Source organism: Streptomyces sp. NBC_00726 (genome assembly GCF_045161735.1).
Taxonomy (GTDB): Bacteria; Actinomycetota; Actinomycetes; order Streptomycetales; family Streptomycetaceae; genus Streptomyces.
In genome coordinates this window covers 3321474-3345453 of record NZ_CP108983.1, presented here as the reverse complement: position 1 = coordinate 3345453, position 23980 = coordinate 3321474, and the positions used below count along the sequence as shown (strand labels likewise).

The window sequence follows — 23980 nt, the reverse complement described above, 5'->3', positions numbered from 1 at the left end:
TCGGCGCCGGTTCCGTTGGTGCCTGAATACCGGATCGAGGATCTCGCGCACGCGAGTGGCGCCACGGTCCGTACGATTCGCAGCTACCAGGACCGCGGACTGCTGCCCGCCCCGGAGCGAAGGGGCCGGGCCAATGTGTACGGGCCCGCCCACCTGGGCCGGCTCCGGCAGATCGCCGATCTGCTGGACCGGGGCTACACCCTGGCCAGCATCAAGGAGTTGCTGGACGCCTGGGACACGGGGCGCGGGCTGGGCGGTGTGCTGGGGCTCGTCGCCGAGGTGCACGGCCCGTGGACCGACGAGCGGGCCGGTCGCATCAGCCGCGCCCAACTGGCCGAGAAATTCGGCGGAGAGGCCGACGAGCACGCCATCACCGAGGCGATCGAGCTCGGCGTCCTCGAACGGCTGCCGGGAAGCAACGAGGAGTTCGCCGTACCGAGCCCCCAGGAACTCGCGGTCGCGGCCGAGTTGTACGCGGCGGGTGTGCCGCTGTCCGCGATTGCCGGTCAGCTGAGGGAACTTCGCGGCCAGGTCGAGCAGATCGCCTGCCGCTTCCTGGAGTTCACGACCGAGCATGTATTCGCCCGGTATCTGGGCCATCGGCCCCCGACCGACGCGGACGCGGATGACGCGGCATCGATGGTGCGGCGGCTGAGACCACTCGCCCAGCAGACTGTGGACGTCGAACTCGCGCGTGCGATGAGGATGTTCGCAACGCGGCACCTGGAGGATCACCTCGCCGTCGATGCGCCCGGCGGAGCGGTCAGCGCCGCCAGGAACGAGGTATCCATGAGCCTCCCGGTCTCGATAATCGACGCGGTCGAGCGCCTGGTTGGGCCGGGCGGGGTCGGCGCCTTCATTGCCGCCGCCTCCGAACGGGAGGTGAACAAGAGGACGTTGGATGCGCTCGCCTCACCAACCCACAGAGACTGACAAGTTGAGCAAAACACCCATTACAGACGTCAGTTGTCCACACTGATGCCAATTTACCTGTGGATAACCCAAACTGACTGTGGATCAAACCTCGAAGCGAAAATCTTTCCGGTGAAGCCCGGGAGAAATGGAGATGCATCGAGGAGGTGTCAGGGGCACGCTGAGTGGATGGATGAAAGACGCACCGTCAAGGTGTCCAAATACCTTTCCAAGCACCTGCGGCACCAGCCCGAGCGGATCGGGCTCACGCTCGACGCCCACGGCTGGGTGCCGATCGAGGAGCTACTGAGTGCCGCGGCTCGCCATCGCTTCCCGATCAGCAGGGCGGAGCTCGACCATGTGGTCGCCTCCAACGACAAGCAGCGCTTCGCCGTGGACGCCGACCGCATCCGGGCGAGCCAGGGCCACACCGTGGCCGTCGACCTGGGGCTGCCGCCCGCCGAACCGCCCGCGTACCTCTACCACGGCACGGTCGGCCGGGCCCTGGACGCGATCCGTGCCGAGGGGCTGCGCCCGATGAACCGTACGCACGTACACCTCTCGCCCGACCGCGAGACCGCCACCCGCGTGGGAGCCCGGCGCGGGCGCCCCGTCGTGCTGTCCGTGGACACGGGCGCCATGCACCGCGCGGGCCACACGTTCTGGGTCAGCGCCAACGGGGTGTGGCTCACCGATGCCGTACCCGCCGAGTTCCTGCGCCTGCCGGGCTGATCGGGACCCGGGAGCGCACAGGCCCCCGCGCCCCGCCGTCAGCCGGCCAGCTGCGCAGCGCCCCGCGTCGCGATCTCCTCGAACAGCTTCTCGTCCGGAACCGCCGCGTCGAACCCCGGCCCGTCCGCGGGTACCGGCGCATGGATGACGATCTCCGTGAAGCCCAGCTCCGCATGGATGCCCGCGAAGTCCACGAACGCGTCGACGGAGTCGAGGGGCCGGCCCCCACCCCCGGCGAGGCCCGGGTTGAACTCCGGCGTGAACCCGGTGAGCAGGACCTTCTCCAGCCCCGCCGCATCCCGCCCGGCCTCCGCGCACGCGCGCCCCAGCCCGTCCATCTGCCGGCCGAGGGCCTCCACCGACTGTGCGCCGCTGCCCGCCTCGTACAGCTTCGGGTCCCCCGTGGTCACCCACGCCTGACCGTGGCGCGCGGCCAGCGCCAGACCGCGCGGCCCCGTGGCGGCGACGGCGAAGGGCAGGCGGGGCCGCTGCACGCAGCCGGGCAGATTCCGCGCCTCGGTGGCCGCGTAGAACTCCCCCGCGTACGACTTGCCGGCCGGCTCGCGCAACAGGGCGTCGAGCAGGGTCACGAACTCGCCGAAGCGGTCGGCGCGCTGCCTCGGCGTCCACGGCACCTCGCCGCTCCGCAACAGGGTCGTCGCGTCGAAGCCGTTGCCGCCCGCACCGATGCCCAGCGTGATCCGGCCCGCCGAGATGTCGTCGAGCGAGATCAGTTCCTTGGCCAGAGTGACCGGGTGGCGGAAGTTCGGCGAGCCCAAGCGTTGCTCATACCATCGGTGCCATGCCCCGCCCCAAGCACCGAGAGCCGACCGTCACCCCAGGTGAACCGGCCGCCCTGTACTGCCGAATATCCCAGGCCGACGATGACGACCAGACCGGCGTCGACCGGCAGGAACGTATCTGCCGGGAGATCGCCGAACGCCGTGGTCTGGCCATCGACCCCGCCCACGTCTTCGTTGACAACAGCCGCTCCGCCTGGCGCCGCGACCGCAAGCGACCCGGCTGGGACCAGCTCCTCGAACGCGCCCGGCGTCGCGAGTTCCGGCACATCATCGCGTACCACCCCGACCGGCTCATGCGGCAGCCGCGCGACCTGGAGGAGCTGCTCCAGGTCTCCGACGAGCAGGAGATCGTGCTGCACGGCGAGGCGAACCGCCGGAACCTCTCTGACCCCGACGACCGCTTCATCCTCCGCATCGAGGTCGCCCACGCCTGCCGCTCCTCCGACGACACCTCCCGCCGCCTGAAGTCCGCGCTCGCGGAGCGGGCCGAGACAGGCATGCCGCACTCGGGCAAGCGGCGGTTCGGGTACGAGCCCGACGGCATGACCGTCAGGGAGGACGAGGCCGAGATCGTCCGCGAGGTCTTCGACCGCTATCTCAAGGGCCAGAGCCCGGTCGCCATCGCCTTGGTCCTCCACAAACGCGGCATCCGGACCGTGTACGGCAAGGAGTGGACCCAGGGCACCGTCCGGGCGCTGCTCGACTCCCGCCACGTCGCCGGCATCCGCATGCACCAGGGCGAGGAGGTCGGCGCTGGGAAGTGGCCCGCCATCATCGACGCCGGCACCTGGGCCGAGGTCCGCGCCCGCCGCGAGTACCGGTCCGCGATCCACCAGACCAACCTGGAACTGCGCCGCTTCTACCTGCTGCGCGGCCTGGTCATGTGCAGGCGCTGCGGCACCCTCATGTCCGGCACCAAGGTCGGGGCGGTGCCCTCGTACCTGTGCACGCGCAAGAGCCGTAACGACGAGAAGAAGTGCGTCCGCCGCATCGCCGCTGTGAAGCTGGAGGAGTTCGTCACCGAGGCCGCGATCGACCTGCTCGGCCGCCTCACCGTCTCCGGCCGGCTCTCCTCCGCCACACCCACGAACGCCCTGACCGAGGCGGTGGAGGCGGACCAGCGGCAGCTCGCCGAACTCAACCAGATGTGGACCGCCAAGGAGGTCTCCACGGCGGAGTACCGGGCGATGCGCAAGGGCATCACCGACCGAATCGCCAAGGCCCAGAAGCGGATGGTCGTACGTCCGGTGAAGCTGCTCGACGGACTTACGGGTCCGGGGGCCAGGGCGGCCTGGGAGGCCGACGAGATGACGGACGAGCGGCGCAACGCGGTGCTCCGCTTCCTCTTCGCTGGCGTAGTCATAGACGCGTCCGGCAAGCCGAGCGGAGTCTTCGACTGGGACCGCATCGACATCGAACAGAACCAGCTCTGAGGGCCGGGCAGGCTCGGGCGGGGGCGGATTATCCACGAGATCGCCGGTTCACCCAACCGGCGATCCTCCGGAAACTTAAGGGCGTCGCGTTCGGACGGCCTGCCAGTCGGCCATGAGCGCGGCACGCGCGGCCACAGGTGTTGGAGCACCTGGACGCAGCGCGATGCAACCGACCGCCCGACGACCTCACGCGGTGCGGGGACTGCCATCCCCGCATCGGCCGCAAGGAGCTGCCCGTGCGCCCGCCGCCCCAGGCGACCCCAGCACCGACAACCGCCACCACGACCCGAACCGCACGACACGAGGAAGCCCGAGCCCAAGCCCTGCGGCGTGTCTGCGCCGGCTTCACCACGACGATCAGCCCTCACAGCGCGGCACGGCTGGCCGACCTGATGACCGCGTCGCGATACGAAACGGCTGCCTGAGCCACCACGCAGAAAAGCGGCCCCGGTGTTGGAGCACCAAGGCCGCTGCTACTCCCAAGACGACCGCCCAAACGATCTACACGGTGCCGGGACCTGCCAGTCCGTATCGGCCCGAGACAAGGAAGCTCAGTGCCCCAGGGTACGACCCCGCAGTGGCAAGCACCATCCGCTCACCCCCACACCGGCCCGCAGGACGCGATCGGCGTCACGGCCCCCCAGCCCCACGACGCCGACGCCGAGGCCGCCGTGCTCGGGGCCTGCATGTTCCACAGCGCGGCCATCGACGAGTTCCGGCAGGCGTTGGAACCGGGCGACTTCTTCCGTCCCGCTCACACCACGATCTGGCACGCCTTGCTGGAGCTGCGCAGGCGGGAAGCGCCGACCGACGCGATCGCGCTGTCGCACCAGCTGAAGACCACCGGTGACCTCACGCGCGTGGGCGGCTCCTCATACCTGCATTCCCTGGCGGCCTCGGCGACCGTGGGTTCAGGTGCCACGTACTACGCGGACATCATCCGCAGCCACGCCGACCTGCGTGCCCTGCAGTCCACGGCGCTGCGCGTGCTCCAAGGCGCCACCGCGCCGGGAGCCGACCCGGCGGAGGTACGAAGCCTGCTGGCGGCATCGCTGAGCGAGGCCGCCGACCGAGCCCGCCACAGCTCGGGCGGGCGACTCCAGCGGTACGCCGTGGACGGCTGGTCCTTCGTCACCGACACCCCCACCACCACCGAACCCGTGTGGGGGACGCCGGGAAAAGCGGCCTGGGCATCGGGTGAAAGCCTGATGCTCGTCGGGCCTCCCGGCGTCGGGAAGTCGACGATCGCCCAGCAGATCGTCCTCGCCCGCCTCGGCCTGCTCGCCCAAGTCCTGGACATGCCCGTACGCGAGGGGGAGAAGGTCCTCTACATCGCAGCGGACCGGCCCAGCCAGCTCGCCCGAGCCTTCACCCGGGTCGTGCACCAGGCCGACCGGGACATCCTGGGTCGGCGCCTGGTCTTCTGGTCGGGACCACTGCCCGCCTCGCTCAACACCGAGCCTCAGCTCCTCGCCGAGCTGGCCGCCGAGCACGGTGCGGACACCGTGGTGATCGACAGCCTCAAGGACGTGGTCGGGAAGCTCACCGACGACGAGGCCGGCCTCGCGTACAACAACGCCCGCCAGCAGCTCCTGCGAGACGGCGTCGAGCTTCTCGAACTGCACCACCAGCGCAAGCAGGGCCCCGACGCCTCGCGCACCCAGCGCCCTGTCCTCGACCAGGTCTACGGTTCAGCCTGGTTCACCGCGGGCGCGGGGAGCGTTCTGTTCCTCAGCGGCGCGGGCGGGGACCCGGTGGTCCACCTCCATCACCTCAAGACCATCAACGACGAGATCGGCCCGCTGCCGGTCATCCACGACCACCCCCGTGGTACGTCGCGCGTCGACACGAGCCTCGACCCGCTGACCCTCCTGCGGCAGGCGGGCTCCCACGGCCTCACCGCCCGCCAGCTCGCCACGCAGGTCACCGGCGAGGACAAGCCCGTCGCGGCGGACATCGCCAGGGCGCGGCGTCGCCTGGAGAACCTCACCAAGAGCGGGCTCGCTGCCCAGGAGACCGGTGCCGGCGGCGGCACCGGGGGCGGCCAAGCAACCCGATGGAAGGCCGTCACCCGCCACATGACCGCCGTTTCCTGACCGGCGGACCCGTACGCGGTGCCGTACGCGCCCCGACCCGCCGAGGGCGTGTACGCACCGCCTCCGCCGCGTACGAATCTCGGGAAACCGCAGATCAGACGCTTACGCGCCATCGAACGGCGCATTCACACCCTGGGCGCGTACGCGCTGCCCCCTCCTTGGAGAGGGGGCAGCGTAGACGCCTCCGCCCTCACAGCCCGTGGAGAACCACCCTTGCTCGTCACCACATCCCCGGCCGACACCACCCCAGCGCTTGTCGCCACTGCGACGGGAGCGCGGGCATGACCAAGCAGAGCACCGAGCGATACGCGCTCGCGGCGGCCGGAGGGGTCATCGTCGCCCTCACCATCGGCGCCTTCTGGCTCTCGTACGCGCACCTCGCCGAGGTCGCAGGGCAGCATGGGCTCGGCGGCTTCCCCGCGCGACGATGGACATGGCCTGCCACCCTGGACGCCTTCATCATCGCGGGCGAGCTGCTCATGCTCCGTGCGGGTCTGCGCCAGGTGACCGACCGATGGGCCATCGCCATCACCACCATCGGGTCGGTCGGTTCCATCGCGCTCAATGTGGCGGGCGTGAGCGGAGCCGACGCTTCCCCCACTGCGCACTGGCTCGACTACGTCGTCGCCGCAGTCCCGCCAAGCGCCGCCCTCCTCGCCTTCGGCGTCCTGATGCGGCAGCTCCACCAGCTCGTGGCCGAGCCCACCGACCGTCCGGTTCCTGTTCCCGATCAACTCCCTGATTCGGTGGCCGGTAGTTCCGTTCAGCGACCGGAACCCCAACGAACAGTTCCGCAGAGCACGGCACGCGGTGGTCGACCGCCCGGCGCCACTCTCGATGAACTGGTTGAGATAGGCCGCATCGCCGTCGCCGAGAAGAGGAGCCTCACACGGGCGATCGTCCAGCAGGCCATACGGGACAAGGGACTTTCGGTCAGCGGTAAACGGCTGACCGAAGTGATGAACGCCCTTCGGCCCGAGTTCGATACCGAGGCCGGATCCATCCCGACCGGCAGCTGACGATCCTCGTGGCCGACCGGAATTTGAAGCCCCGTCCCAAAGGCCCGCAGCCCGCGCCCCGGCTAGCTCCTCACCCCCCTCACGGAGAAACCGATCGTGATGCACGACCGCCACCCCATCGGTACCCCCGGCGCACGTCCGTCGCCGACGAAGTCCTCCAGGATCTTGGACCGTTTGCGTCGGGCGTTCGGACGGGCTGCCCCGGGCGGAGCCAGTAGTACCCCGAGTCCGACTCAAGGCCGGTCTTCGGGGATCTCCGCCCCAGGGGTGGCGGAGTCGGCCCAGCGCCAGGGGGCGCTGGGCCGGGAGGTCGGGGCCGAGGGCGGCTCTGACCAGGACGAGCTCCACGCCGTCCAGCAGCAGATCCTTAACCCCGCACCCGCCACCGATCCGACAGCCGGCGAACGAGCACCGCAGAGCGTGCAACCAACGATCCGCCGCTTCACCGGCACCAAGCGGACCGTCCGTGTCGGCCCGCTGCGCTTCACTGGAGACGAGCACGCCGCGCTCCAAGAGGCCGCAGCCGAGCACGGCTACAAAGGGGAATCCGGCTTCACCGCGGACATCGCCCTCGCCTTCATCACCGGCCGGTTCACAGCGAACCTGCCGCTGTCCGAGGACCGTCGCCGCACCCACATGTTCCGCGCCCAGGTACTGCGCGAACTCAACCGGATCGGCGTCAACGTCAACCAGATCGCCCGCGCACTCAACAGCGACCTCACCCCACCCGACGTACGTCACCGCCTCGACGAGCTGCACCACCTGCTGGACCTGCTCGCCCAGGCCCTGCGTGCCCCCGCCGAGGCGGAGAAGGAGCAGGCCGCGTGATAGCCGCCATCAAACCGGCCGGTACCAACACCCGTGGCCTGCTCGCCTACCTCTACGGCCCCGGCCGCCACGACGAGCACCTCGACCCGCACATCGTCACGGGCTTCGCGATGCTCGGTATGCCCGACCCCGGCCGGAACCCGGACGCCACCCTCACCCAGCTCGCCCACCACCTGGACGAGCCGGTGCATCTCCGGAACAGCGAGTTCGGGAAGAAGATCACCGACCACGTCTGGCACTGCCCCGTCCGCGCGGCCCCCGAGGACCGGCACCTCTCCGATGCCGAGTGGGCCGACATCGCCCAGCGCATCGTCGAAGCCGCCGGCATCGCCCCGCCGGGCGACGACCTCAGCTGCCGGTGGATCGCCGTACGCCACGCGGACGACCACATCCACATCCTCGCCACCACCGTCCGCGAAGACGGCCGCCGTCCCAAACTCCACGGCAGCGGCATCCGCGTCGGCGACGCCTGCCGCCAGATCGAGACCGACTACGGCCTGCGCCAACTGAAGAAGAGCGACCGCACCGCCGGACGCCGCCCCACCCAAGCCGAGATGCACAAGGCCCAACGTCTCGGCTGGGAACAGACCAGCGCCGACTGGCTCCAGGACCGCATCCGCGCCGCCATCCCCCACGCCAGCAACACGGAAGAACTCCTCGCCTACCTCGAAGCCGACGGCATCGCCATCAAACCCCGCCGCGGACCGTCCGGAGACCTCCTCGGCTACGCCGCCGGCCGCCCCGGCGACCTCAACAAGGACGGGAAACAGATCTTCCACCCCGGCGGAAAGATCGCCCCCGACCTCACCCTCCCCAAGCTCAAGGCCCGCCTCGAAACCACCGCACCTGAAGAACACCCCACCGCACGCCGACAGCGCCCCACCACCCCCTGGCACCAGGCCACTGACGCCCTCGACACCCTCCACCAGGGCATGACCGACGACACCCACGCCCAGGCCCACATCGCGGCGCTCGGCGAACTCATTGAGGCCACCGCACAGAAAGCCCCTGATTACTCCCGAGCAGAACTGCGAACCGCAGCGAGGACATTCGCCCGCGCCCAGCGCTCCCAGATCTGCGCTGAGAACCAGGCCGCCCATACCCTGCGTCGTGCGGCCCGCGACATCGCCCACACCGGAACCGGCCCCGACGGCAGTGCCTTCGCCGCCCTGCTCGCCGCTCTCGTCTGGGCCACGATCATCGCCGCCCGCTGGCACGAGGCGAAGAACCACGCCCACCAGGCCGAAGCAGCCCGCCAGACCCTCCACAACCTCCAGACAGCCGCCGACCATGCGCTCGTCCCGGTCATCGACAACCTCGCCGCTCGCCGGCCGGGCGACCAGGCCCGCCGAACCCTGGCCCATGACGTCCGAGCGGCCGTGCCCGACCACGCCGACCGCATCCTCACCGACCCCGCCTGGCCGGCCCTCGCCACCGTCCTCGCCGACGCCGAAGCAGGCGGCCACAAACCCCACCAGCTCCTCAAGGAAGCCGCCGCCCAGCGCGAACTAGGTACCGCTCGCCAGCCCGCCCGCGTCCTGATCACGCGCATCCAGCACACCAGCCGCAACCCCGCACGCAACCTCCGCGCCGAAGCCGCCCGCCTCCGCTCGACGCTCGTTTCCACGCACAGCACACACCAGCCCCAAGCGCCAAGGCCCACCAGGGCATTTGCGCCCCTCACCGATCAACGCCGCCAGCAGCGCTGACAGCTGGAAAGGAAGGTCTGGCCCTGCCTCGGCTGCTACTGCTCGTAGGCCCACGCCTGGCCGGTCTGGCGGTACTCCTCCACAGGGATGGGAGCGACGCCCGTCCGCATCTGTGCGGTGTAGAGCAGGCCGTCGAGGTGGTCGATCTCGTGGTGGACCAACCGGGCGAGCCCTCGTTCGTAAGTGGTGGTCACCAGACGGCCCTCCAGCGTGGTGGTCTCCACGGTGATCCACAGCGGCCGAGGGACCATGCCGCGAACGTCGAAGAACGACAGACAGCCCTCGTACTGCTCATCTTCCTCGCTGGAACGGTCGGTGATTCGGGGATTCAGCAGGACAATCGCCGGAGCCTCGGGGGCGTGGGGCTGGACAACGGCGGCGGCGCAGCCGATGCCGATCTGGGGTGCCGCGATGCCCATGCCCTTGGCGAAGGGGTGAACTTGCCCGATCCGCTCCATCGAAGCGAACAGCCGCTCGATGGCCTGCTCGGCCGCCTCGCGCTCAGTCGGCAAGTCGAAGACGCGCGCCCGCTCAGCAAGAACGGGGGCCCCGCGCTGCACGACGCCGAGGTCCCGCATCTGGTCACTGGGTCGCATCTGGATCACCTGAACTCCCCGTTATCCGCTTCATGTTCGGGACTGGCCCGGAACCGCCACTCCAAACGGTATCGGGCGTGGAGCGCGGGTGCGGAAGTGCTCCACGCGAAGACGCGCGCTCCTCCCTCCTCGCGCTGGACCGGCGCCGTTCGCAGCGGCGCCGCTTCGGCGGTCATGGACGTCTCGGTGCCCCACACAGCAGGGTCGAGTTCAGCAGGAAAGGCGAGTTCAACCACCAAATGCTCGGTAGGCAGGCGGACGGCGCGCTGGAACCAACGGCCCCACTTCTCCTCGCCCACCGAGTAGGCGTACTCGATCCACACCGATTCACCCGGGTAGAGAGGGAAGCGACCCTGCTTGTTCTCGAACAGCAGCCACACCTCTTTGAAGGCGTCACGATCGTGCTTGGCCTGCCAGCGCATCGCCTCCCCTCGACAGGTCGCGGTCAGCGAGAGCTCGTCCCAGGTCAGCGGATGCTCGCGATAGTGGGCGTTGGACTGTTCAGGCTCGCCGGGGTAGCGGTCGACGCTGATGCGGATCAGGTAGCGGGTGATCGGCTCGCTTCCGGTGTTCCGCAGCAGCCGGCGCATCGTGAGCCTGTAGAGGCGCCCGTCGTAGTCGAGGCGGGCCGCGTCGTGCTCGACGACGATCGCCGAGCCGGTCGCGTATGGCTGCTCGGTCCGGCGGGGGACGGGGACAGCCGTCGCCGGTGCCACGGGAGCCTTGGCCGTCTCGTAGTCCAGCCAGCGCTTCCAGATGGCCTTGCCGGCGTTCAGGGCCTCCTCCGCACGACGGGCGAAGTCCCCCGTCGGCTTGTGCCGGCCCGACTCGACGTGGCTTACGTAAGACGGGTCGAAGCCCATCCTTCTGGCCAACTCCCGCTTGGCCAGGCCCCGCACCTCACGCCAGTAGGCGACCTCCGCCGCGAACGCCTCGGCGGTTTGCTCAACCGTCAAGGCATCGTTCCGCGCATCCATCAAAGCCCCCGCCCCGGCCATCGGATGAGATGAATGAACCGTGAGTGATCTCGATTCACCATTCTGTCACGGCCCCGTCCGCCAGTTTGCTTCCTCTACCGGCCCAGGTCGACCCCCGGGCCCCAACGAGGAGGGTCTCAGCGATGCGCGTGCTGTATCTGCTCAACGTCTCCAACGCCAGTCAGCTGTCCGCTGATTCCGGCTACACCTTCGCCGACATGCTCGCCCCGGCCCTGACCGACGCCGGGGCAGAGGTGACCGTGGCCTCGCCCGTCCCGGTCGGCGACGCCCGCGTGCACTTCGCGCTCACCGCCTCGCCGTCCACCAAGTACCGGGCCCGCTTCGATCCCGGCATGGACGCCTTGGTCGCCCTGATCCGCGACCGGCGACCCGAGGTCGTGGTGGCCAATCAGATCGAGGCCGCTCCCGCGATCCGGGCCGCGCTCCTGGAAGCAGGGGTGGACGCGCTGATCGCGGGCTACTGCCACTACCTGCCCTTCTCCTTCACCGACACCGGCGTCCTGGAGCTGGACCCCGCGATGAACGACCGGGGCCTGGGCCGCAGCGTGCTGCTGGCCTTCGCCGCCGGCCTCGGGGCCTGCGACCGCGTCCTCGTCCACTCCTCCACCGCAGCCTCCTGGACCGCCGCAGCAGCCGCCCGTACCGGCGTCGAACTCGGCGACAAGCTGCACGTCGTCCCCGCCCCCAGGGACGTGCGACTGGTGCGCGATCCGGCCGACATCACCCCGCCCGCAGGCAGGGCCACCGGCATCTACAACCACCGCCTGTACAGGCATTACGGCACCGCCCGCTTCACTCAGCTCGCCCGCCGCCTCGTCGCCGACTCCCCGGTGCGGCTCACCGTGATGGACCTGTTCGGCACCCGCAGCCCCGAGCGCATCCGCCTCGACCCCAGCCCCGAACGGCACCTGGAGGAGCTGGCGACCACGGACGGCGTCACCATCGCCTCCGACCGCGGCGACCGCATCCGTTACCGCAACCTGCTGGCCGGCGCCCACTTCGGCATCGCCCCCTTCCGCCCGGGCTGCCCCTGGTCCATGTCGGTGATCGACTGCCAGGCGATGGGCCTGCCGGTGATCGGCCCACGCACCGGCTGGCTGGCCGAGCACATCGACAACGAGCTGCTGTTCGAAACCGACGAGCAGGCAGTCCAGATCGCCGAGCGGCTCGCCACGGATGCCGAGTTCTACCTGGTGCACGCCAAGCGCGCGCATGCCTCCACCGCCGACCTCACGCCCGCCGTGGTGGCAGCCCGTTACCTGGAGGCCATCAAGTGACCGGATTCGAGGCAGTGCAGCTCTCGTACGACGAGCCACTGGCCGGCTCTCTGCACACCCGCCTCACCCGGGTGCTGGGCGGCACCGTCAAGCGCCTGCACGGAGTGCGCGGGATGCGACGCGCCTACCGACTCACCGCCGAGCTGGTAGACACCGAACAGTTCTTCCTCGCGGATGGTGACTTCGCCATCGACCCCGAGTTCCCCACCGCAGCGGTCCAGCCTCTGGCCGACGGTGTGGCGATGCGGGTCTGGCAGGCGGTCAACCCGGTCAACGGTCTGACCTACGGCTACGGCGGGCTCAAGCTGATCCGACGCGCGGCGCTGAGGGAGATGGGCCAGGCCGTCGACGTGCTGGCCGCACTGCCCGGCCGGGTCGAGTTCTGCCGCCGGACCGCCGGGGTCACGCGGTTCAATCAGAGCCCCTTCCACGCGTGGAAGGCAGGCTTCCGAGAGTGCGCGATGCTGGCGCGCGGCAGCGAGTACGGCATGACTGACGCCTCCGCCCAGGAACGCGTTGCTGCCTGGACGGCCAGCCGCGACGGCGAATTCGCCGTCTATGCGGCGGCCGGCGCCCGTGACGGACTCGGCTTCGCCAAGGCCGCTGCCCGAGATACTGAGCGCTTCGAGGCTCTCAACGACCCGCCCTGGCTGCACCAGCACTTCACCACGCTGTACGGCGAACAGGCGGTCACCGGATGAGCACCGCTCCCGGGCCGCTGGTGCTGATCGAGCCGTACGCCCACCGGGGCGGCGGACATCACCAGCGCACGCTGGCGGCGCTCGCCCCCGAACGGCCGGGCAGCCTCGTCATCGCCCCCGGCGGCCTGAGCGAGGACCTGGCCCCGCTGGTTCGGTCGGGCGTCCGAGTCGCTGCCGGTCCGGCCGGGCCGGCAGCGAGGATCCTTATGGCCGTCGCACGGGCGGCAGCCCGCGTCGCTGCCGCCGGTCAGCGGGTATTCGCCACCCGGAGCTGGCCGCAGACGATCCGCAGGTCCCCGCACCAGGTCACCCTTCTCGCCAGGTGCCTGACCGAGGCCGCCTGTCTTCGTACCGCACGCCGTCTCGCCCCGCGATCCTCGTCCGTGGTGATCCTCAGCGCGAGCGAGGCCCTGCACGGTGCCACCGCACTGCTCGGCGGGGCCCCGCATCTGCGGTTCGTCCACGAGGCGATCACCACCGAAGATCGTCCCATCCGGTGGCTGGGCCGGCTCGCCCGCAAAGGCGAGAAACAGGTGATCGCGCTGTACCCGACCGCCGCCGTCCGTGAACAGGTCGGACCGCGCTTCCCTCACCTTCCCGGCGTGGTGAGGGCGTTCGCGGTTGATGACGGATGCCCGCTGACCGACGCCGAACGCAGCGGGGCTCGTAGCGCCTTCACGATCCCCGCCGACGCAACGGCGGTATGTGTGATCGGCGGCTGGTGGCCCTACAAGGACATCCCCACCATCGATGCCGCCCTCGCCCGCCTCACCGCCCCGCTTCACGTCCTGGTGTGCGGCACGCCACTGGACGACGCCGTCCTCACACGCTGGCACCAACTACCCAACGTCCACCTGCACACCGTGCCTGGCCCGGTCGGTGATCAGGTGCTGCGGCTCGTGTACGCGGCAGCTGACGCGGCTCTCGTCGCCCGGAAGTCCGGCGTGGGCAAGGAATCCGGGCTGGTCATGGACGCCGTCCGCCTCGGCGTACCGCTGATCGTCTCCGCGCACGACCCCGAGCTGACCGCCCGCCTCGCCGGGGAGCCGTGGACCAGGCTCTTTCCCTCCGGTGATGCGAACACCCTCGCCAAGGCGCTGGACCAGCTCGCGGCAGACATTCCCGCCCGCCCGGGTCCGTCAGCGTGCGGGGCTCTGGACATGAACTCGGCGGCCGACCAGGCCGCCTTCCTCACCGACACCTACACCCGCCTGATCAAGGAATGCCGATGAAAACACCCGTCTCTCCCACCCTGGTCGCGGTGGTCGGCCCGGTCGAACCGGCCCTGCTGGCCGCCTGGACCGCCCACTACCGCCGGCTCGGCGTCGAGCGGTTCCACCTCGCTTTCCACTTCCCCGACCACATCCACGACGCCTGGCGGCACCAGCTCGTCGCAGCCAGCCACGACCTCGGCATTGTCCCTGCCCGGATCAGCACCGGCCCCTGGCACGAGCACACCAACACCCGGCTCCGCGACTTCCTGCGCGAGCAGGCAGGCCCCGGCTGGCACCTGATCGCCGACTCCGACGAGTTCCAGACCTACCCCGCCCCGCTCAACGAGATGATCGCCTGGGCCGAGGCCGCCAAGCACAAGGTGATCGGTGGGCTGATGCTCGACCGCGCCACGAACGACGGCCGCTTGGCGCTGTGGCGCCCGGAAATCGGACTGGACCGGTCCTTCCCACTCGGCGGGCACCTCACCCACCGACTGCTCAAGGGCGATCCCCGCAAGATCGTCCTCGCCCACTCCTCGGTGGCCGTTGCGTCCGGCAACCACCGGGCACCGGGCCACAAGCCCGACCTGAACACGCTCGCATGCGTGCACCACTTCAAGTGGCGCTCGGGCATCCTGGACGACCTGCGCCGAAGGGTCGACCGGTTCACGTCCGGCGATTGGGCTGAACACACCCCGGCTGTCCGCAGCGAGGCGTCCCGCCTGTTGCAGCACATCGACCGCCACAATGGCCGAATCGATGTCGCCGACCCGCGTCTGGCCTTCCGGCACGTCACGCTTGATCGGCTGCCGAGCGGCTGGGCCACCGAAGCCGCCAAGATCACAGCCATCTGGCGCCCGCACACGGCTCAGAGCCAGCCCGGCTCGACAGTCTCCTCGCCCTCGTCCTGAGGCTCCTCGAAGCGGGCAAAGAAGTCGTCCAGCGCCTCCGGAGTCACGACCAGCGCGTTGGCGTCTTCCCGCTCATTGCGCTCCGCCAGCCTGCGCAGCAGCTCCTGGCGCTCCACCGGGAAGTACAGCAGCCGCCACCGGCCGCCGGCCGCCTCTACTAGCTCCTTCATCGCATCGCGGTCCTTACGCGGCCACAACCCGTGGTCCCACACCACGTCCCGGCCCTCGGCAACCAACTCGGCGAGCCGCTCGTGCAGCTCGGCGACGACCGGAGCCTCCTTCTCGAAGTAGGTGTTCTCCGGGTAGTCGACGCCGTACCGACCGTGCCGTTCATGGACGACCTCGTCCACCGACAGCCGCACAGCGCCCTCCGGTTCCAACCTCCGCTGGGCATAGGTGGTCTTCCCCGAGCCGGTGAGCCCCACCAGCAGGAACACCACCGGAGTGCGCTCGGCCACCGCCAACTCCCTTCACACCACCAACGTCCCCTGGCCAGTCTGTCACCGTCGGCCGGCCCAGAGCCCAGTTCCGCCTGACCACCACCCGAAGGAACCGCCCGTGTCCGCCTCCGCACTCGCCCGCGTGCTGCGGGCCTATGTCCGCTACGCCCCCGGAACGTTGGGCAAGGCCCGGCTCGTCGGTCGCTTCCTCGACGAGCACCTGCGAACCCACCCCGTCCACGCCACCGTAGGGCTGCGGTCCGGCGACAAGATCGGCGTGACCACCAGCGACGTCATCCAGCGCTACCAGTACCTGTTCGGCGAGTGGGAGCCCAACTTGAGCGCCTTCCTTCGTGACCGGCTTCGCCCTGGAGACACCTTCATCGACGTCGGAGCCCACCGAGGCGCTTTCAGCCTCCTCGCCTCCCACGTAGTCGGCCCCCACGGCCACGTCATCGCCGTAGAGCCATCCCCGCGGTTCCACGACGACCTGACCGCCGCGATCACTGCCAACCGCCGCACCAACATCCAGTCGATCCGATCGGCAGTCTCCGACACTCACGGCAGGCAGACCCTGTACCTGGAGGACCCCACCAACCTCGGCCACACCACCGCCGTGCGGCCCCGCCACGCCCACATGGCCTTCGACGTACAGACCGCACCCCTGGCCGGCCTCATCAGCAGCGCCCAGTTCGCTACCACTCGGGTCATCAAGATCGATGTCGAAGGCGCCGAAGCAGCAGCCCTTCGCGGACTCCTACCGGCGCTCGCGCACTTGCCGGACGACGCGGAACTTGTCGTGGAGGTCACCCCTCGGCTCTTGGCCAAGCAGGGCGAGAGCGCCACCGGGATCATCGACATCCTGAGCGAGAACGGCTTCCACGCGTACAAACTCGCCAACGACTATGAACCGGCCACCTATCCCAGGACCATGCGCCACCCGCAGCCGCCCGTTCGATGCACCACGGTCCCCAAGGAGATGACCGACCTGGTGTTCTCGCGCACCGATGCGGACCACCTCGCGTCTAGGCGTTGAAGGCGCCCTCGCTCCCAGAGGGAGCCGGCACCCCCTGATGCCTGCACGACCCCGAAGAATCCGAAGCACGTCGACAAGGAGCGGACACGGTGAGCAGCAAGAATGTGATGAACAGTCGCAATGCGGTCTGCGTGATCGTCCACGACAAGAACACCGACACGGTCGCATCCCTGCTCTACGGGGCCCGTAGCTGGTCCCCGAAACCGGTCTGGACCCTTCCGGCGGCAAGGCCGAACCCGGTGAACCCCTCGACGAGGCCGCCGCCCGCGAACTCAAGGAGGAGACGGGCCTTCTCGTCGACCCGGCCAACCTCTCACTCGTCCACGTCGTTCACGTCGAGCAGGGCTGGGACCGGTCTGGGCAGTTCGTGCTCTTCGCCTTCGCCACCGACACATGGACCGGTGAACTGACCAACGCCGAACCGGACAAACACCTCGCAGTCCAGTGGCTTGCGGCAGAACGCCTTCCTGAGCCCGCGTTCCCGACGGCCGCACGAGCCCTGGCTGCGTACAGGGATGGTGGCCCGTCCTTCTCCCGCTACGGATGGCCGGCCACCGTCACGAGGTGAATCTTCTCGCTGTTCTGGGCTGCCCGGCGGCCACACGGCACCCGGGGCCTGAACAGTGGGGACTCGCCTACGTCGAGCCGAGACCAGGACGCGCTCGACGTAGGCTCACCGGCATGAGCCTGCGCCTGAGCACCGTGATCCTTCCTGTCGACCGCTGGCACGAGGGTGGCCGCGCCAAGTGGCAGCGCGCCGAGGAACTCGGCTTCCACGCCGCGTACACCTACGACCACCTCTCCTGGCGCAGCTTCCGCGACGGCCCGTGGTTCGGCGCGCTGCCCACCCTCACCGCAGCCGCCACGGCTACGGACCGCTTGCGCCTGGGCACCTTGGTTACGTCGCCAAACTTCAGGCACCCAGTGACGCTCGCCAAGGAACTGATCTCGCTCGACGACATCTCCGGCGGACGCGTCACCCTCGGCATCGGCGCTGGCGGCAACGGCTTCGACGCCACCGCACTCGGCCAGGATCCGTGGACGCCCAAGGAGCGGGCGGACCGGTTCGGCGAGTTCGTGCCACTGCTCGACCGCCTGCTCACCGAGGGCGCCGTCTCACAGAAGGGCGATTTCTACACGGCCGAGGAGGCCCGCAACCTCCCCGGCTGCGTACAACGCCCCCGACTGCCGTTCGCAGTGGCGGCAACCGGCCCCCGCGGCCTGAAGCTCGCAGCGAGGTACGGGCAGGCGTGGGTGACGACCGGTGACCCGAAGCTGTACGAGGAGGGGACCCCGGAGCAGTCGGTGGAGGCGCTGCGCGGGCAGATCGAGAGGCTCGGCAAGGCGTGCGCCGAGACCGACCGGGACGTCGCCGACCTCGACAAAATCCTGCTCCACGGCTTCACCCCCGACCGGAACAGGCCGCTGGAGTCCGTAGACGCCTTCGTCGACTTCGCCGGCCGCCACCAAGAGCTCGGCTTCACCGAGCTCGTGCTCCACTGGCCGATTGCGGACTCCGACTTCGCCACGGACCTGGCCGTCTTCGAGGAGATCGCCACGGAGGCCCTTGACCAGCTGGGCTGATCCGCCGTAAGTGAAAGAGCAGTCAGTTCGGTGCCGATTACTTTTCCATGCCAGGCAACGGGAGTTGCAATCCTTCAGTCAACTGGCGCGTGTCGATAAAGTTTATCCATAGCTGCGCAGTATCTACCCGCCCCTCTCGCTGCAGGACCGTCGCCAACTTGCGCAGCGAGTTCAGGGGTATTTCATCGACCACATTGCGGACCATTGTATCCGAGGCTTCCAGCTCGCCCTCGTTAGCGAACTGCTCAAATATTTCGAGACATGTAATTTGTCGCAAATCGGGAATTTCGCCCGGTGAATCATGGAAGGCCAGGATGGACTCTAGAGAATTCCGAATCAGGATTCCCAAATCCACGCCCAGGGATGCACACTTACAGGCGATGCAGAAATTGATGGCGATGCAAGAGCGAGCAAAGTTGAATAGCCGTTCGGGATCTGCGAAGTACCCTGTGGGAATCTGACCCGAGCGCATGCTGTTCTTGAAGGCGTACGCAAGGCCAGGATGTCGGGATTCGGCAGAAATGGACACGCAACTCATGAACTGAGGGTCGTCTAGACTAATCCGGTCAGCCAATTCATGCCAAACGGCGTCTGGAATGTCATCCACTTTGACCAACGCCTCCATGTCTCCATCCCTCCTCTGCGACTGGGCATAGTCCACGAGGTAGTCGAACACTTCGTAACGTTCGCCATCGGCTACCGGTTCAAGGCATGAACTCGCCCCTTCGACCATTACGGAGGCCCAAATAAACCCTTCGTAAATGGCTGCATCGGAAGTCCGCCGATGCGTGCGAGTTTCCAAGTAGTGCCTGTAGGTTGCAGTGAGCCAGGTCTTCGGAACCGGAGCCATGTATCCGGCTCGCCGAAAGTCAACTGCGGCGGATACGAGGGCTGCCCCCACCTCGTTTTCGCCGTGCTTCCCGTTTCTCCAGCGTTCCACTGCGGCTGGCCCCGCCGCCAGATATTCTGCAAAGCCGGCTTCGCCGGCCTTATCCAAGGCTGCAGCGATGCGCGGATCTTCGCGCAAATCGGCAGCGTGAGCACGTTCTTCCACACCAAGACTGCGGCCCAATGAGATCTTGGCCGCCCCAGAAAAGATCTTTCGGATTCCGGAGTTATTCAATCCCTCCCTGCTGGCGCCGAGGAGCTCAGCCATTGCGCGTGACCGAACGGTGGCAAGGATCGTGAGGTTTGAATATGAGAGAAGAGTCCTCACAATCCCGGAATCCAAGCCGCCGTGACCCACGTATTGTTCGATATCGTCGAGCCACACAACGGTGTTATTAAAATCATGACCTGTAAGGATAAGGTCGCGAAGGACTGCACCGCTACTGGGAACCGCCACGGTTTTCCAGCCTGCGTCTTTTACGTTACGCAAGAGCCCTTCGTACCCAGTGCGGGATTTTCCTGCTGCAGAGTTCCCTTCAATGAGAACAAAGCCTCCCGCTGTAAGGGCTTGATCAAGATCGAGATCGGCGGTACGCGCGACGTAGGCTGGCAATTCGGTCCAACCCTCAACCCGCATGGGGACGTGCACGCCGAGGTCGATAACCGGATCAAGATCACCCAGAGGGCGAATCAAGACAGTGCCCGTCCTTGTGGTCAGAGGGGCGGCCTCTGCTTGCATGCGCTCGTACTCTGAAACCAGCAGGTAGCGCAACTCCTCCGCCGAGATGTATCGACCTTCTAGGCGATACTGCTCCTCCTTTGCGACGCGCTCCCGTACGGTTGCACCAGAGATTGGGCTCCTGCTGCCACGAGAATCAGGGAGGTCCGTGCTTGCTGCGCATATCCGGGCCACAAGCGCCCTGTAACAGGATTCGGCGAACCACGCACGCTTTCCCAGTGCGGCGAGATACGCCTCCACTTTGCGCACCCCTACATCTGTGATCTCATTTCGCCGAGGTAGCGGGCTCTTCGGGAAATGCAGAATCGACAGAAAGACTCGGGCCTCATTCTCGCTAATCTTAAATTCTTTGGAGAGGCGTGAGGCGACTTTTTGAAGTGCCGCAGCATCGACCCCACGATGTGCGGCCCAGAGGGCTTTAGCTGGCCCACTCAACCCGGCATTGCTAGCAAAGGCGACTGTGACTTGTCGCTCTGAGGCAACCCAGGCTTCGTATAGATCTTTTAGTACCGCGTCCTTCTTGAGGGCGCTCCAGGTCCATCCTGAATCGACACCGTGATGAGGCTCTCTGTGCTTGATTGATACGAGCTCTGGGGGTCCCTCGCAGGGGATGAGGATAAGGTCCGTTGAGTGCTCGATCAGCACCCCATCGAGATCTCCCGAAAGGTGATCAAGTACAAGGTTTGCGATACACTCGTCTTGATATTCAAATCGCGCGCGAGTCGCTGGGGCGGAATTCCTTTTGTCTTCCGGGACGCTGGTAGATTTCCGCTCGTCCTCTGTCTCCTGCGAGCCTGCAATCTCTCGCTGGTCCCCACCCGTCATGCGAACAACCCTAGTGGATACTGACCTTGCATTGCCGTGCTGATCGTGAAACTGGGCACGGCTGGGGTGCCCGGTTGGCGCCCTGGGTCCTCGACCTGCGACGTGGGGCGTTGAAGTAGCGTCTGCAAGGGCTGTGTTCGGGTGCCATCTGAGGCCCTAAGCGACTCCTCGAACCGTGTTGGCCCAGGTCACGCTGCGATAGGCGAAAAAGGCTTGACTGAGGTGACGAGCGTGCCGAGTCGGAGCCGGTCGGTGGCTGCCGCGGCCGCCGTGAGGGTCGGCAGCGCACCGAACCACGGGCCGTCCCGGAAGGCCCGCCAGGACAGATGGTCGTAGGTGTATGCGGCGTGGAAGCCCAGTTCCTCGGCGCGCCGCCAGCGCTCGCGTCCGCCCTGGTGCCAGCGGTGGATCGGCAGAATCACAGTGCTCAGTCGCATGGGGCGACCCTACGAGAGGACGAGGAGGCACCGCATCGCGTGCGCGGCGCGGAGGGGTTCCCAGGACGACGCGGACATATGCCGGAGGAATGTTCTGAGGTCAGGGGCGCATGCTCTCAAATGTGCGACCCTCCGCACGCACGTGCGCTTCCGTGCGCGAGAATGTACGGGTGACCACCGTTATCGAGCAGTCCGCGCCCGTCGCTCCCCGGCTGATCGCCACGGATCTGGACGGCACTCTTCTGCGCGACGACAAGACCGTCTCGGACCGCACGGTCCGGGCGCTCGCGGCCGCCGAAGAAGCGGGGGTCGAGGTCTTCTTCGTCACCGGCCGTCCCGCCCGCTGGATGGACGTCGTCAGCGACCACGTCCACGGACACGGTCTGGCGATCTGCGCCAACGGCGCGGCCGTCGCCGATCTGCATGCCGGCGGACGGCTGATGAAGGTCCGGGGCCTGGAGCGCGAGACGGCGCTCGACGTCGTCCACGCACTGCGCGCCGCCGCGCCCGGCACGTCCTTCGCCGTCGAGCTGGCCACCGGCATCCACTACGAGCCCGCCTACCCGCCCTTCTACCTCGACCCGGGCGCCACCGTCGCGGTCGCGGAGAAGCTGCTGTACGAAGAGACCGCGGGCGACGGCGCGCCCGTGCTGAAGCTGCTCGCCCGCCACGGTGACCTGGACCCGGACGAGTTCCTGGCACTGGCCCGGGCAGCCGCCGGGGAGCGGGCCACCTTCACCCGGTCGAGCCCCACCGCGCTCATCGAGGTCAGCGGGCCGGGCGTCTCCAAGGCCAGCACCCTGGAACTGTGCTGCGCCGAGCGTGGCATCGCGGCCGCCGAGGTCGTCGCCTTCGGCGATATGCCCAACGACGTGGAAATGCTGAGCTGGGCCGGCGCCTCGTACGCCATGGGCAACGCCCACCCGGCCGCCCTGGCCGCCGCGTCCGGCCGTACGGTCACCAACAACGAGGACGGTGTGGCCGTGGTCATCGAGCGCATCCTCGCCGAACGAGCGGGAAGCCTCACGGGCCGCCGCTGAGCCGGGGCCCGGCCCGGCGGGCCCGGGGCACCCCGCACCAGCGCTCACAGCGGCGCCTGCCACACCACCGTCGTACCGCCGCCGCCCGCGCCGATTCCCCGCTCGAACCAGCTGGCCCCGCCCAGCGACTCCGCCCGACGGGCCAGATTCCGCAGTCCGCTGCGGCGCCCGCCCTCCGGCATGCCCACCCCGTCGTCGGCGACCGAGAGCCGCACGGCCTCCCGCCCGTCGTCCAGCGTGACGGTCGCGTCGACGACCACCTCGATGCGGGCCGCGCCGGCGTGCCGGAAGGCGTTGGACAGCGCCTCCCGCAGCGCCGCGATCAGGTTCTTGGCCGTCAGCTCGCCGACCAGTGAGTCGACCGCCCCGACGAAACGGTGGGACGGCTTGAAGCCCAGGGGCACGGACGCCATGTTGATCTCACGCAGGACCCGGGTGCGCAGCCCGGACGGCGCCTCCGCCGGTTCCTGCTGGAGCGCGAAGATCGCGGTCCGGATCTCCTGGATGGTCACGTCCAGCTCGTCCACCGCCCGGCCGACCCCGGTCTGCACCTCCGGCACATCCGACCGGCGCTGCGCGCTCTCCAGCATCATCCCGGTCGCGAACAGCCGCTGGATGACCAGATCGTGCAGGTCACGGGCGATCCGGTCGCGGTCCTCGTAGACCGCGAGGCGTTCCCGGTCGCGCTGGGCGTCGGCCATCATCAGGGCCAGCGCGGCCTGCGAGGCGAACTGGGTGGCCAGCGTCCGTTCGGTCTCCGTGAAGGGCCGGTCGCCCCTGGCCCGGGGCATGGCCAGCGCGCCCAGCACCCGGCCCCCACTGCGCAGCGGCAGCAGCATGCTCGGACCGAACGGATCCGCCAGCCTGGTGATCAGGCGGGTGTCGGTGGCTGAGTCGTCCACGAAGACCGCCTCGCCGCTCAGCAGCATGCCCACCACCGGGCTCTGGGCCGGCACGATCACCCCGAGCGAGTCGGCCGGATCGTCCGCCGAGACGGCGACGATCTCCAGGCCGCCGCCCTCGGCCGGCAGCAGCACGATGCCGGCGGCGGCCCCCGCGAGCCGGCGGGCCTGCTCCGCGACGACCGTGAGGGCGTCGTCGGCGTCGCTGCCGGAGAGCAGGGCGGTCGTCACGGCGACCGAGCCGTCGATCCACCGCTCGCGCTGCCGGGCCGCCTCGTACAGCCGCGCATTGCCGATGGCGATCCCGGCCTCCGTCGCCAGTACGCGTACCAGGTGCAGGTCGTAGTCGCTGAATTCGCCGCCGTCCTTCTCGGCGAGATACAAGTTGCCGAAAATCTCGCCCTGGACCCTGATCGGAACACCGAGAAACGTGCGCATCAGCGGATGGCCGGGCGGAAAGCCGGCGAACCTCGGATCGCTGGTCAGGTCCGCGAGGCGCAGCGGGCGAGGGTCGTGGATGAGGGCACCGAGCAGACCCTGGTGCCCGTCGGGCAGCCGGCCGATCTCGTGCGCCACCGGGTCGGGCACCCCATAGGTGACGAAGTCGGAGAGCCCTTCGCCCTCCTCGTTCACGACCCCGATCGCGGCGTAGCGGGCGTGGGCCAGCTCCGCTGCCGTCTCGCAGATCCGGTCGAGCGTGGAATGCAGCTCGAGGCCGGTCCCCACGGAGCGCATGGCTTCCAGCAGGCGCGGCACCTGGGCGGTGAGCTCGGCGGACAGGCCCTGCATGTTCCTGCCCGGATCCTCCTCAGACATACCGCGAGCCTAATTAGTCCCATTTGCCATGGAAAGTCGTAAGC

At 68.6% G+C, this 23980-nt stretch carries 21 protein-coding genes and 1 pseudogene; 15 read left to right on the top strand and 7 right to left on the bottom strand.

Translation table 11 applies throughout. The features are described 5' to 3' along the window. The first annotated feature begins 15 nt into the window (after positions 1-15). Together OG338_RS14895 and OG338_RS14890 are read left to right on the top strand one after the other, a co-directional pair. Entirely contained in the window at positions 16-933 is a 918-nt protein-coding gene (locus tag OG338_RS14895; protein WP_405937792.1) for a MerR family transcriptional regulator, read from the top strand. Positions 934-1101: 168 nt separating this feature from the next. Beyond that, positions 1102-1644 carry an RNA 2'-phosphotransferase gene (locus OG338_RS14890; RefSeq protein ID WP_405937791.1) on the top strand — a complete coding sequence of 181 codons (543 nt, stop codon included), beginning with the start codon at positions 1102-1104 and terminating at the stop codon, positions 1642-1644. A gap of 38 nt (positions 1645-1682) precedes the next feature. Here the strand turns inward: OG338_RS14890 and OG338_RS14885 are convergent, their stop codons facing one another. After that, positions 1683-2423 (bottom strand): LLM class flavin-dependent oxidoreductase, encoded by a 741-nt coding sequence (locus tag OG338_RS14885; RefSeq protein ID WP_405937790.1) that lies wholly within the window; start codon positions 2421-2423, stop codon positions 1683-1685. Between the two features lie 23 nt (positions 2424-2446). Between OG338_RS14885 and OG338_RS14880 the strand changes: the two genes are divergently transcribed. The 5 genes from OG338_RS14880 (at position 2447) to OG338_RS14860 (ending at position 9532) form a co-directional block, all read left to right on the top strand. Next, positions 2447-3880, top strand: a complete 1434-nt coding sequence (locus tag OG338_RS14880; protein ID WP_405937789.1) for a recombinase family protein — start codon at positions 2447-2449, stop codon at positions 3878-3880. 554 nt (positions 3881-4434) lie between these two features. Next, on the top strand, positions 4435-5976 hold the full coding sequence (locus OG338_RS14875) for a DnaB-like helicase N-terminal domain-containing protein (RefSeq protein WP_405937788.1): 1542 nt from the start codon (positions 4435-4437) through the stop codon (positions 5974-5976). A gap of 281 nt (positions 5977-6257) precedes the next feature. Continuing rightward, entirely contained in the window at positions 6258-6995 is a 738-nt protein-coding gene (locus OG338_RS14870) for a DUF2637 domain-containing protein (RefSeq protein WP_405937787.1), read from the top strand. A 267-nt stretch (positions 6996-7262) separates the two neighbouring features. After that, positions 7263-7823 (top strand): MobC family plasmid mobilization relaxosome protein, encoded by a 561-nt coding sequence (locus tag OG338_RS14865; protein WP_405937786.1) that lies wholly within the window; start codon positions 7263-7265, stop codon positions 7821-7823. Next, a complete protein-coding gene (locus OG338_RS14860) occupies positions 7820-9532 on the top strand; it encodes a relaxase/mobilization nuclease domain-containing protein (RefSeq protein ID WP_405937785.1) in 1713 nt (570 codons plus the stop codon). Before OG338_RS14865 ends, OG338_RS14860 begins: the two co-directional genes overlap by 4 nt. Before the next feature lie 35 nt (positions 9533-9567). Here OG338_RS14860 and OG338_RS14855 read toward each other — a convergent pair whose 3' ends face one another. Both OG338_RS14855 and OG338_RS14850 read right to left on the bottom strand, forming a co-directional pair. Next, positions 9568-10128 carry a peptide deformylase gene (locus OG338_RS14855; RefSeq protein WP_405940428.1) on the bottom strand — a complete coding sequence of 187 codons (561 nt, stop codon included), beginning with the start codon at positions 10126-10128 and terminating at the stop codon, positions 9568-9570. A gap of 5 nt (positions 10129-10133) precedes the next feature. Further along, positions 10134-11105: a multiprotein-bridging factor 1 family protein gene (locus OG338_RS14850; protein ID WP_405937784.1), complete on the bottom strand. Its 972-nt coding sequence runs from the start codon at positions 11103-11105 to the stop codon at positions 10134-10136. A gap of 143 nt (positions 11106-11248) precedes the next feature. Here OG338_RS14850 and OG338_RS14845 point away from each other — a divergent pair, with 143 nt between their 5' ends. The 4 genes from OG338_RS14845 to OG338_RS14830 are packed head-to-tail and all read left to right on the top strand — an operon-like array spanning position 11249 to position 15229. Beyond that, positions 11249-12403, top strand: coding sequence for a glycosyltransferase family 1 protein (locus OG338_RS14845; RefSeq protein WP_405937783.1), 1155 nt, complete (start codon positions 11249-11251; stop codon positions 12401-12403). Then, complete coding sequence (locus tag OG338_RS14840; protein WP_405937782.1) at positions 12400-13104, top strand: hypothetical protein; 705 nt, start codon at positions 12400-12402, stop codon at positions 13102-13104. Before OG338_RS14845 ends, OG338_RS14840 begins: the two co-directional genes overlap by 4 nt. Next, positions 13101-14336 carry a hypothetical protein gene (locus tag OG338_RS14835; protein WP_405937781.1) on the top strand — a complete coding sequence of 412 codons (1236 nt, stop codon included), beginning with the start codon at positions 13101-13103 and terminating at the stop codon, positions 14334-14336. The genes OG338_RS14840 and OG338_RS14835 overlap by 4 nt, the downstream gene beginning before the upstream one ends. Further along, positions 14333-15229: a glycosyltransferase family 2 protein gene (locus OG338_RS14830; protein ID WP_405937780.1), complete on the top strand. Its 897-nt coding sequence runs from the start codon at positions 14333-14335 to the stop codon at positions 15227-15229. The genes OG338_RS14835 and OG338_RS14830 overlap by 4 nt, the downstream gene beginning before the upstream one ends. Here OG338_RS14830 and OG338_RS14825 read toward each other — a convergent pair. Continuing rightward, positions 15187-15687 carry an AAA family ATPase gene (locus OG338_RS14825; protein WP_405937779.1) on the bottom strand — a complete coding sequence of 167 codons (501 nt, stop codon included), beginning with the start codon at positions 15685-15687 and terminating at the stop codon, positions 15187-15189. The two genes, OG338_RS14830 and OG338_RS14825, sit on opposite strands and share 43 nt — an antisense overlap. Before the next feature lie 100 nt (positions 15688-15787). Here OG338_RS14825 and OG338_RS14820 point away from each other — a divergent pair, with 100 nt between their 5' ends. The 3 genes from OG338_RS14820 to OG338_RS14810 all read left to right on the top strand — a co-directional run bounded on the left by OG338_RS14820 (position 15788) and on the right by OG338_RS14810 (position 18289). Beyond that, positions 15788-16705 (top strand): FkbM family methyltransferase, encoded by a 918-nt coding sequence (locus tag OG338_RS14820; protein ID WP_405937778.1) that lies wholly within the window; start codon positions 15788-15790, stop codon positions 16703-16705. 190 nt (positions 16706-16895) lie between these two features. Beyond that, complete coding sequence (locus OG338_RS14815; RefSeq protein WP_405940427.1) at positions 16896-17273, top strand: NUDIX domain-containing protein; 378 nt, start codon at positions 16896-16898, stop codon at positions 17271-17273. Between the two features lie 113 nt (positions 17274-17386). Continuing rightward, positions 17387-18289 (top strand): LLM class flavin-dependent oxidoreductase, encoded by a 903-nt coding sequence (locus tag OG338_RS14810; RefSeq protein ID WP_405937777.1) that lies wholly within the window; start codon positions 17387-17389, stop codon positions 18287-18289. A gap of 37 nt (positions 18290-18326) precedes the next feature. On the opposite strand, the gene OG338_RS14805 is transcribed toward OG338_RS14810, so the two are convergent. Both OG338_RS14805 and OG338_RS14800 read right to left on the bottom strand, forming a co-directional pair. Continuing rightward, complete coding sequence (locus OG338_RS14805) at positions 18327-20561, bottom strand: hypothetical protein (RefSeq protein ID WP_405937776.1); 2235 nt, start codon at positions 20559-20561, stop codon at positions 18327-18329. A 374-nt stretch (positions 20562-20935) separates the two neighbouring features. Next, positions 20936-21178, bottom strand: a pseudogene (locus OG338_RS14800) (LLM class flavin-dependent oxidoreductase); the annotation flags it as partial. A 170-nt stretch (positions 21179-21348) separates the two neighbouring features. Here OG338_RS14800 and OG338_RS14795 point away from each other — a divergent pair. Beyond that, positions 21349-22218 (top strand): Cof-type HAD-IIB family hydrolase, encoded by an 870-nt coding sequence (locus tag OG338_RS14795; RefSeq protein WP_405937775.1) that lies wholly within the window; start codon positions 21349-21351, stop codon positions 22216-22218. Between the two features lie 44 nt (positions 22219-22262). Here OG338_RS14795 and OG338_RS14790 read toward each other — a convergent pair whose 3' ends face one another. Beyond that, a complete protein-coding gene (locus tag OG338_RS14790) occupies positions 22263-23936 on the bottom strand; it encodes a GAF domain-containing protein (RefSeq protein ID WP_405937774.1) in 1674 nt (557 codons plus the stop codon). Positions 23937-23980 lie beyond the last annotated feature (44 nt).

What these genes read in the sequence shown, in the direction of transcription:
- OG338_RS14855 (WP_405940428.1), bottom strand. Translation starts at nt 10,128, where the DNA reads ATGCGACCCAGTGACCAGATGCGGGACCTCGGCGTCGTGCAGCGCGGG.
- OG338_RS14890 (WP_405937791.1), top strand. Translation starts at nt 1,102, where the DNA reads ATGGATGAAAGACGCACCGTCAAGGTGTCCAAATACCTTTCCAAGCAC.
- OG338_RS14845 (WP_405937783.1), top strand. Translation starts at nt 11,249, where the DNA reads ATGCGCGTGCTGTATCTGCTCAACGTCTCCAACGCCAGTCAGCTGTCC.
- OG338_RS14850 (WP_405937784.1), bottom strand. Translation starts at nt 11,105, where the DNA reads ATGGATGCGCGGAACGATGCCTTGACGGTTGAGCAAACCGCCGAGGCG.
- OG338_RS14835 (WP_405937781.1), top strand. Translation starts at nt 13,101, where the DNA reads ATGAGCACCGCTCCCGGGCCGCTGGTGCTGATCGAGCCGTACGCCCAC.
- OG338_RS14810 (WP_405937777.1), top strand. Translation starts at nt 17,387, where the DNA reads ATGAGCCTGCGCCTGAGCACCGTGATCCTTCCTGTCGACCGCTGGCAC.
- OG338_RS14790 (WP_405937774.1), bottom strand. Translation starts at nt 23,936, where the DNA reads ATGTCTGAGGAGGATCCGGGCAGGAACATGCAGGGCCTGTCCGCCGAG.
- OG338_RS14880 (WP_405937789.1), top strand. Translation starts at nt 2,447, where the DNA reads ATGCCCCGCCCCAAGCACCGAGAGCCGACCGTCACCCCAGGTGAACCG.
- OG338_RS14870 (WP_405937787.1), top strand. Translation starts at nt 6,258, where the DNA reads ATGACCAAGCAGAGCACCGAGCGATACGCGCTCGCGGCGGCCGGAGGG.
- OG338_RS14830 (WP_405937780.1), top strand. Translation starts at nt 14,333, where the DNA reads ATGAAAACACCCGTCTCTCCCACCCTGGTCGCGGTGGTCGGCCCGGTC.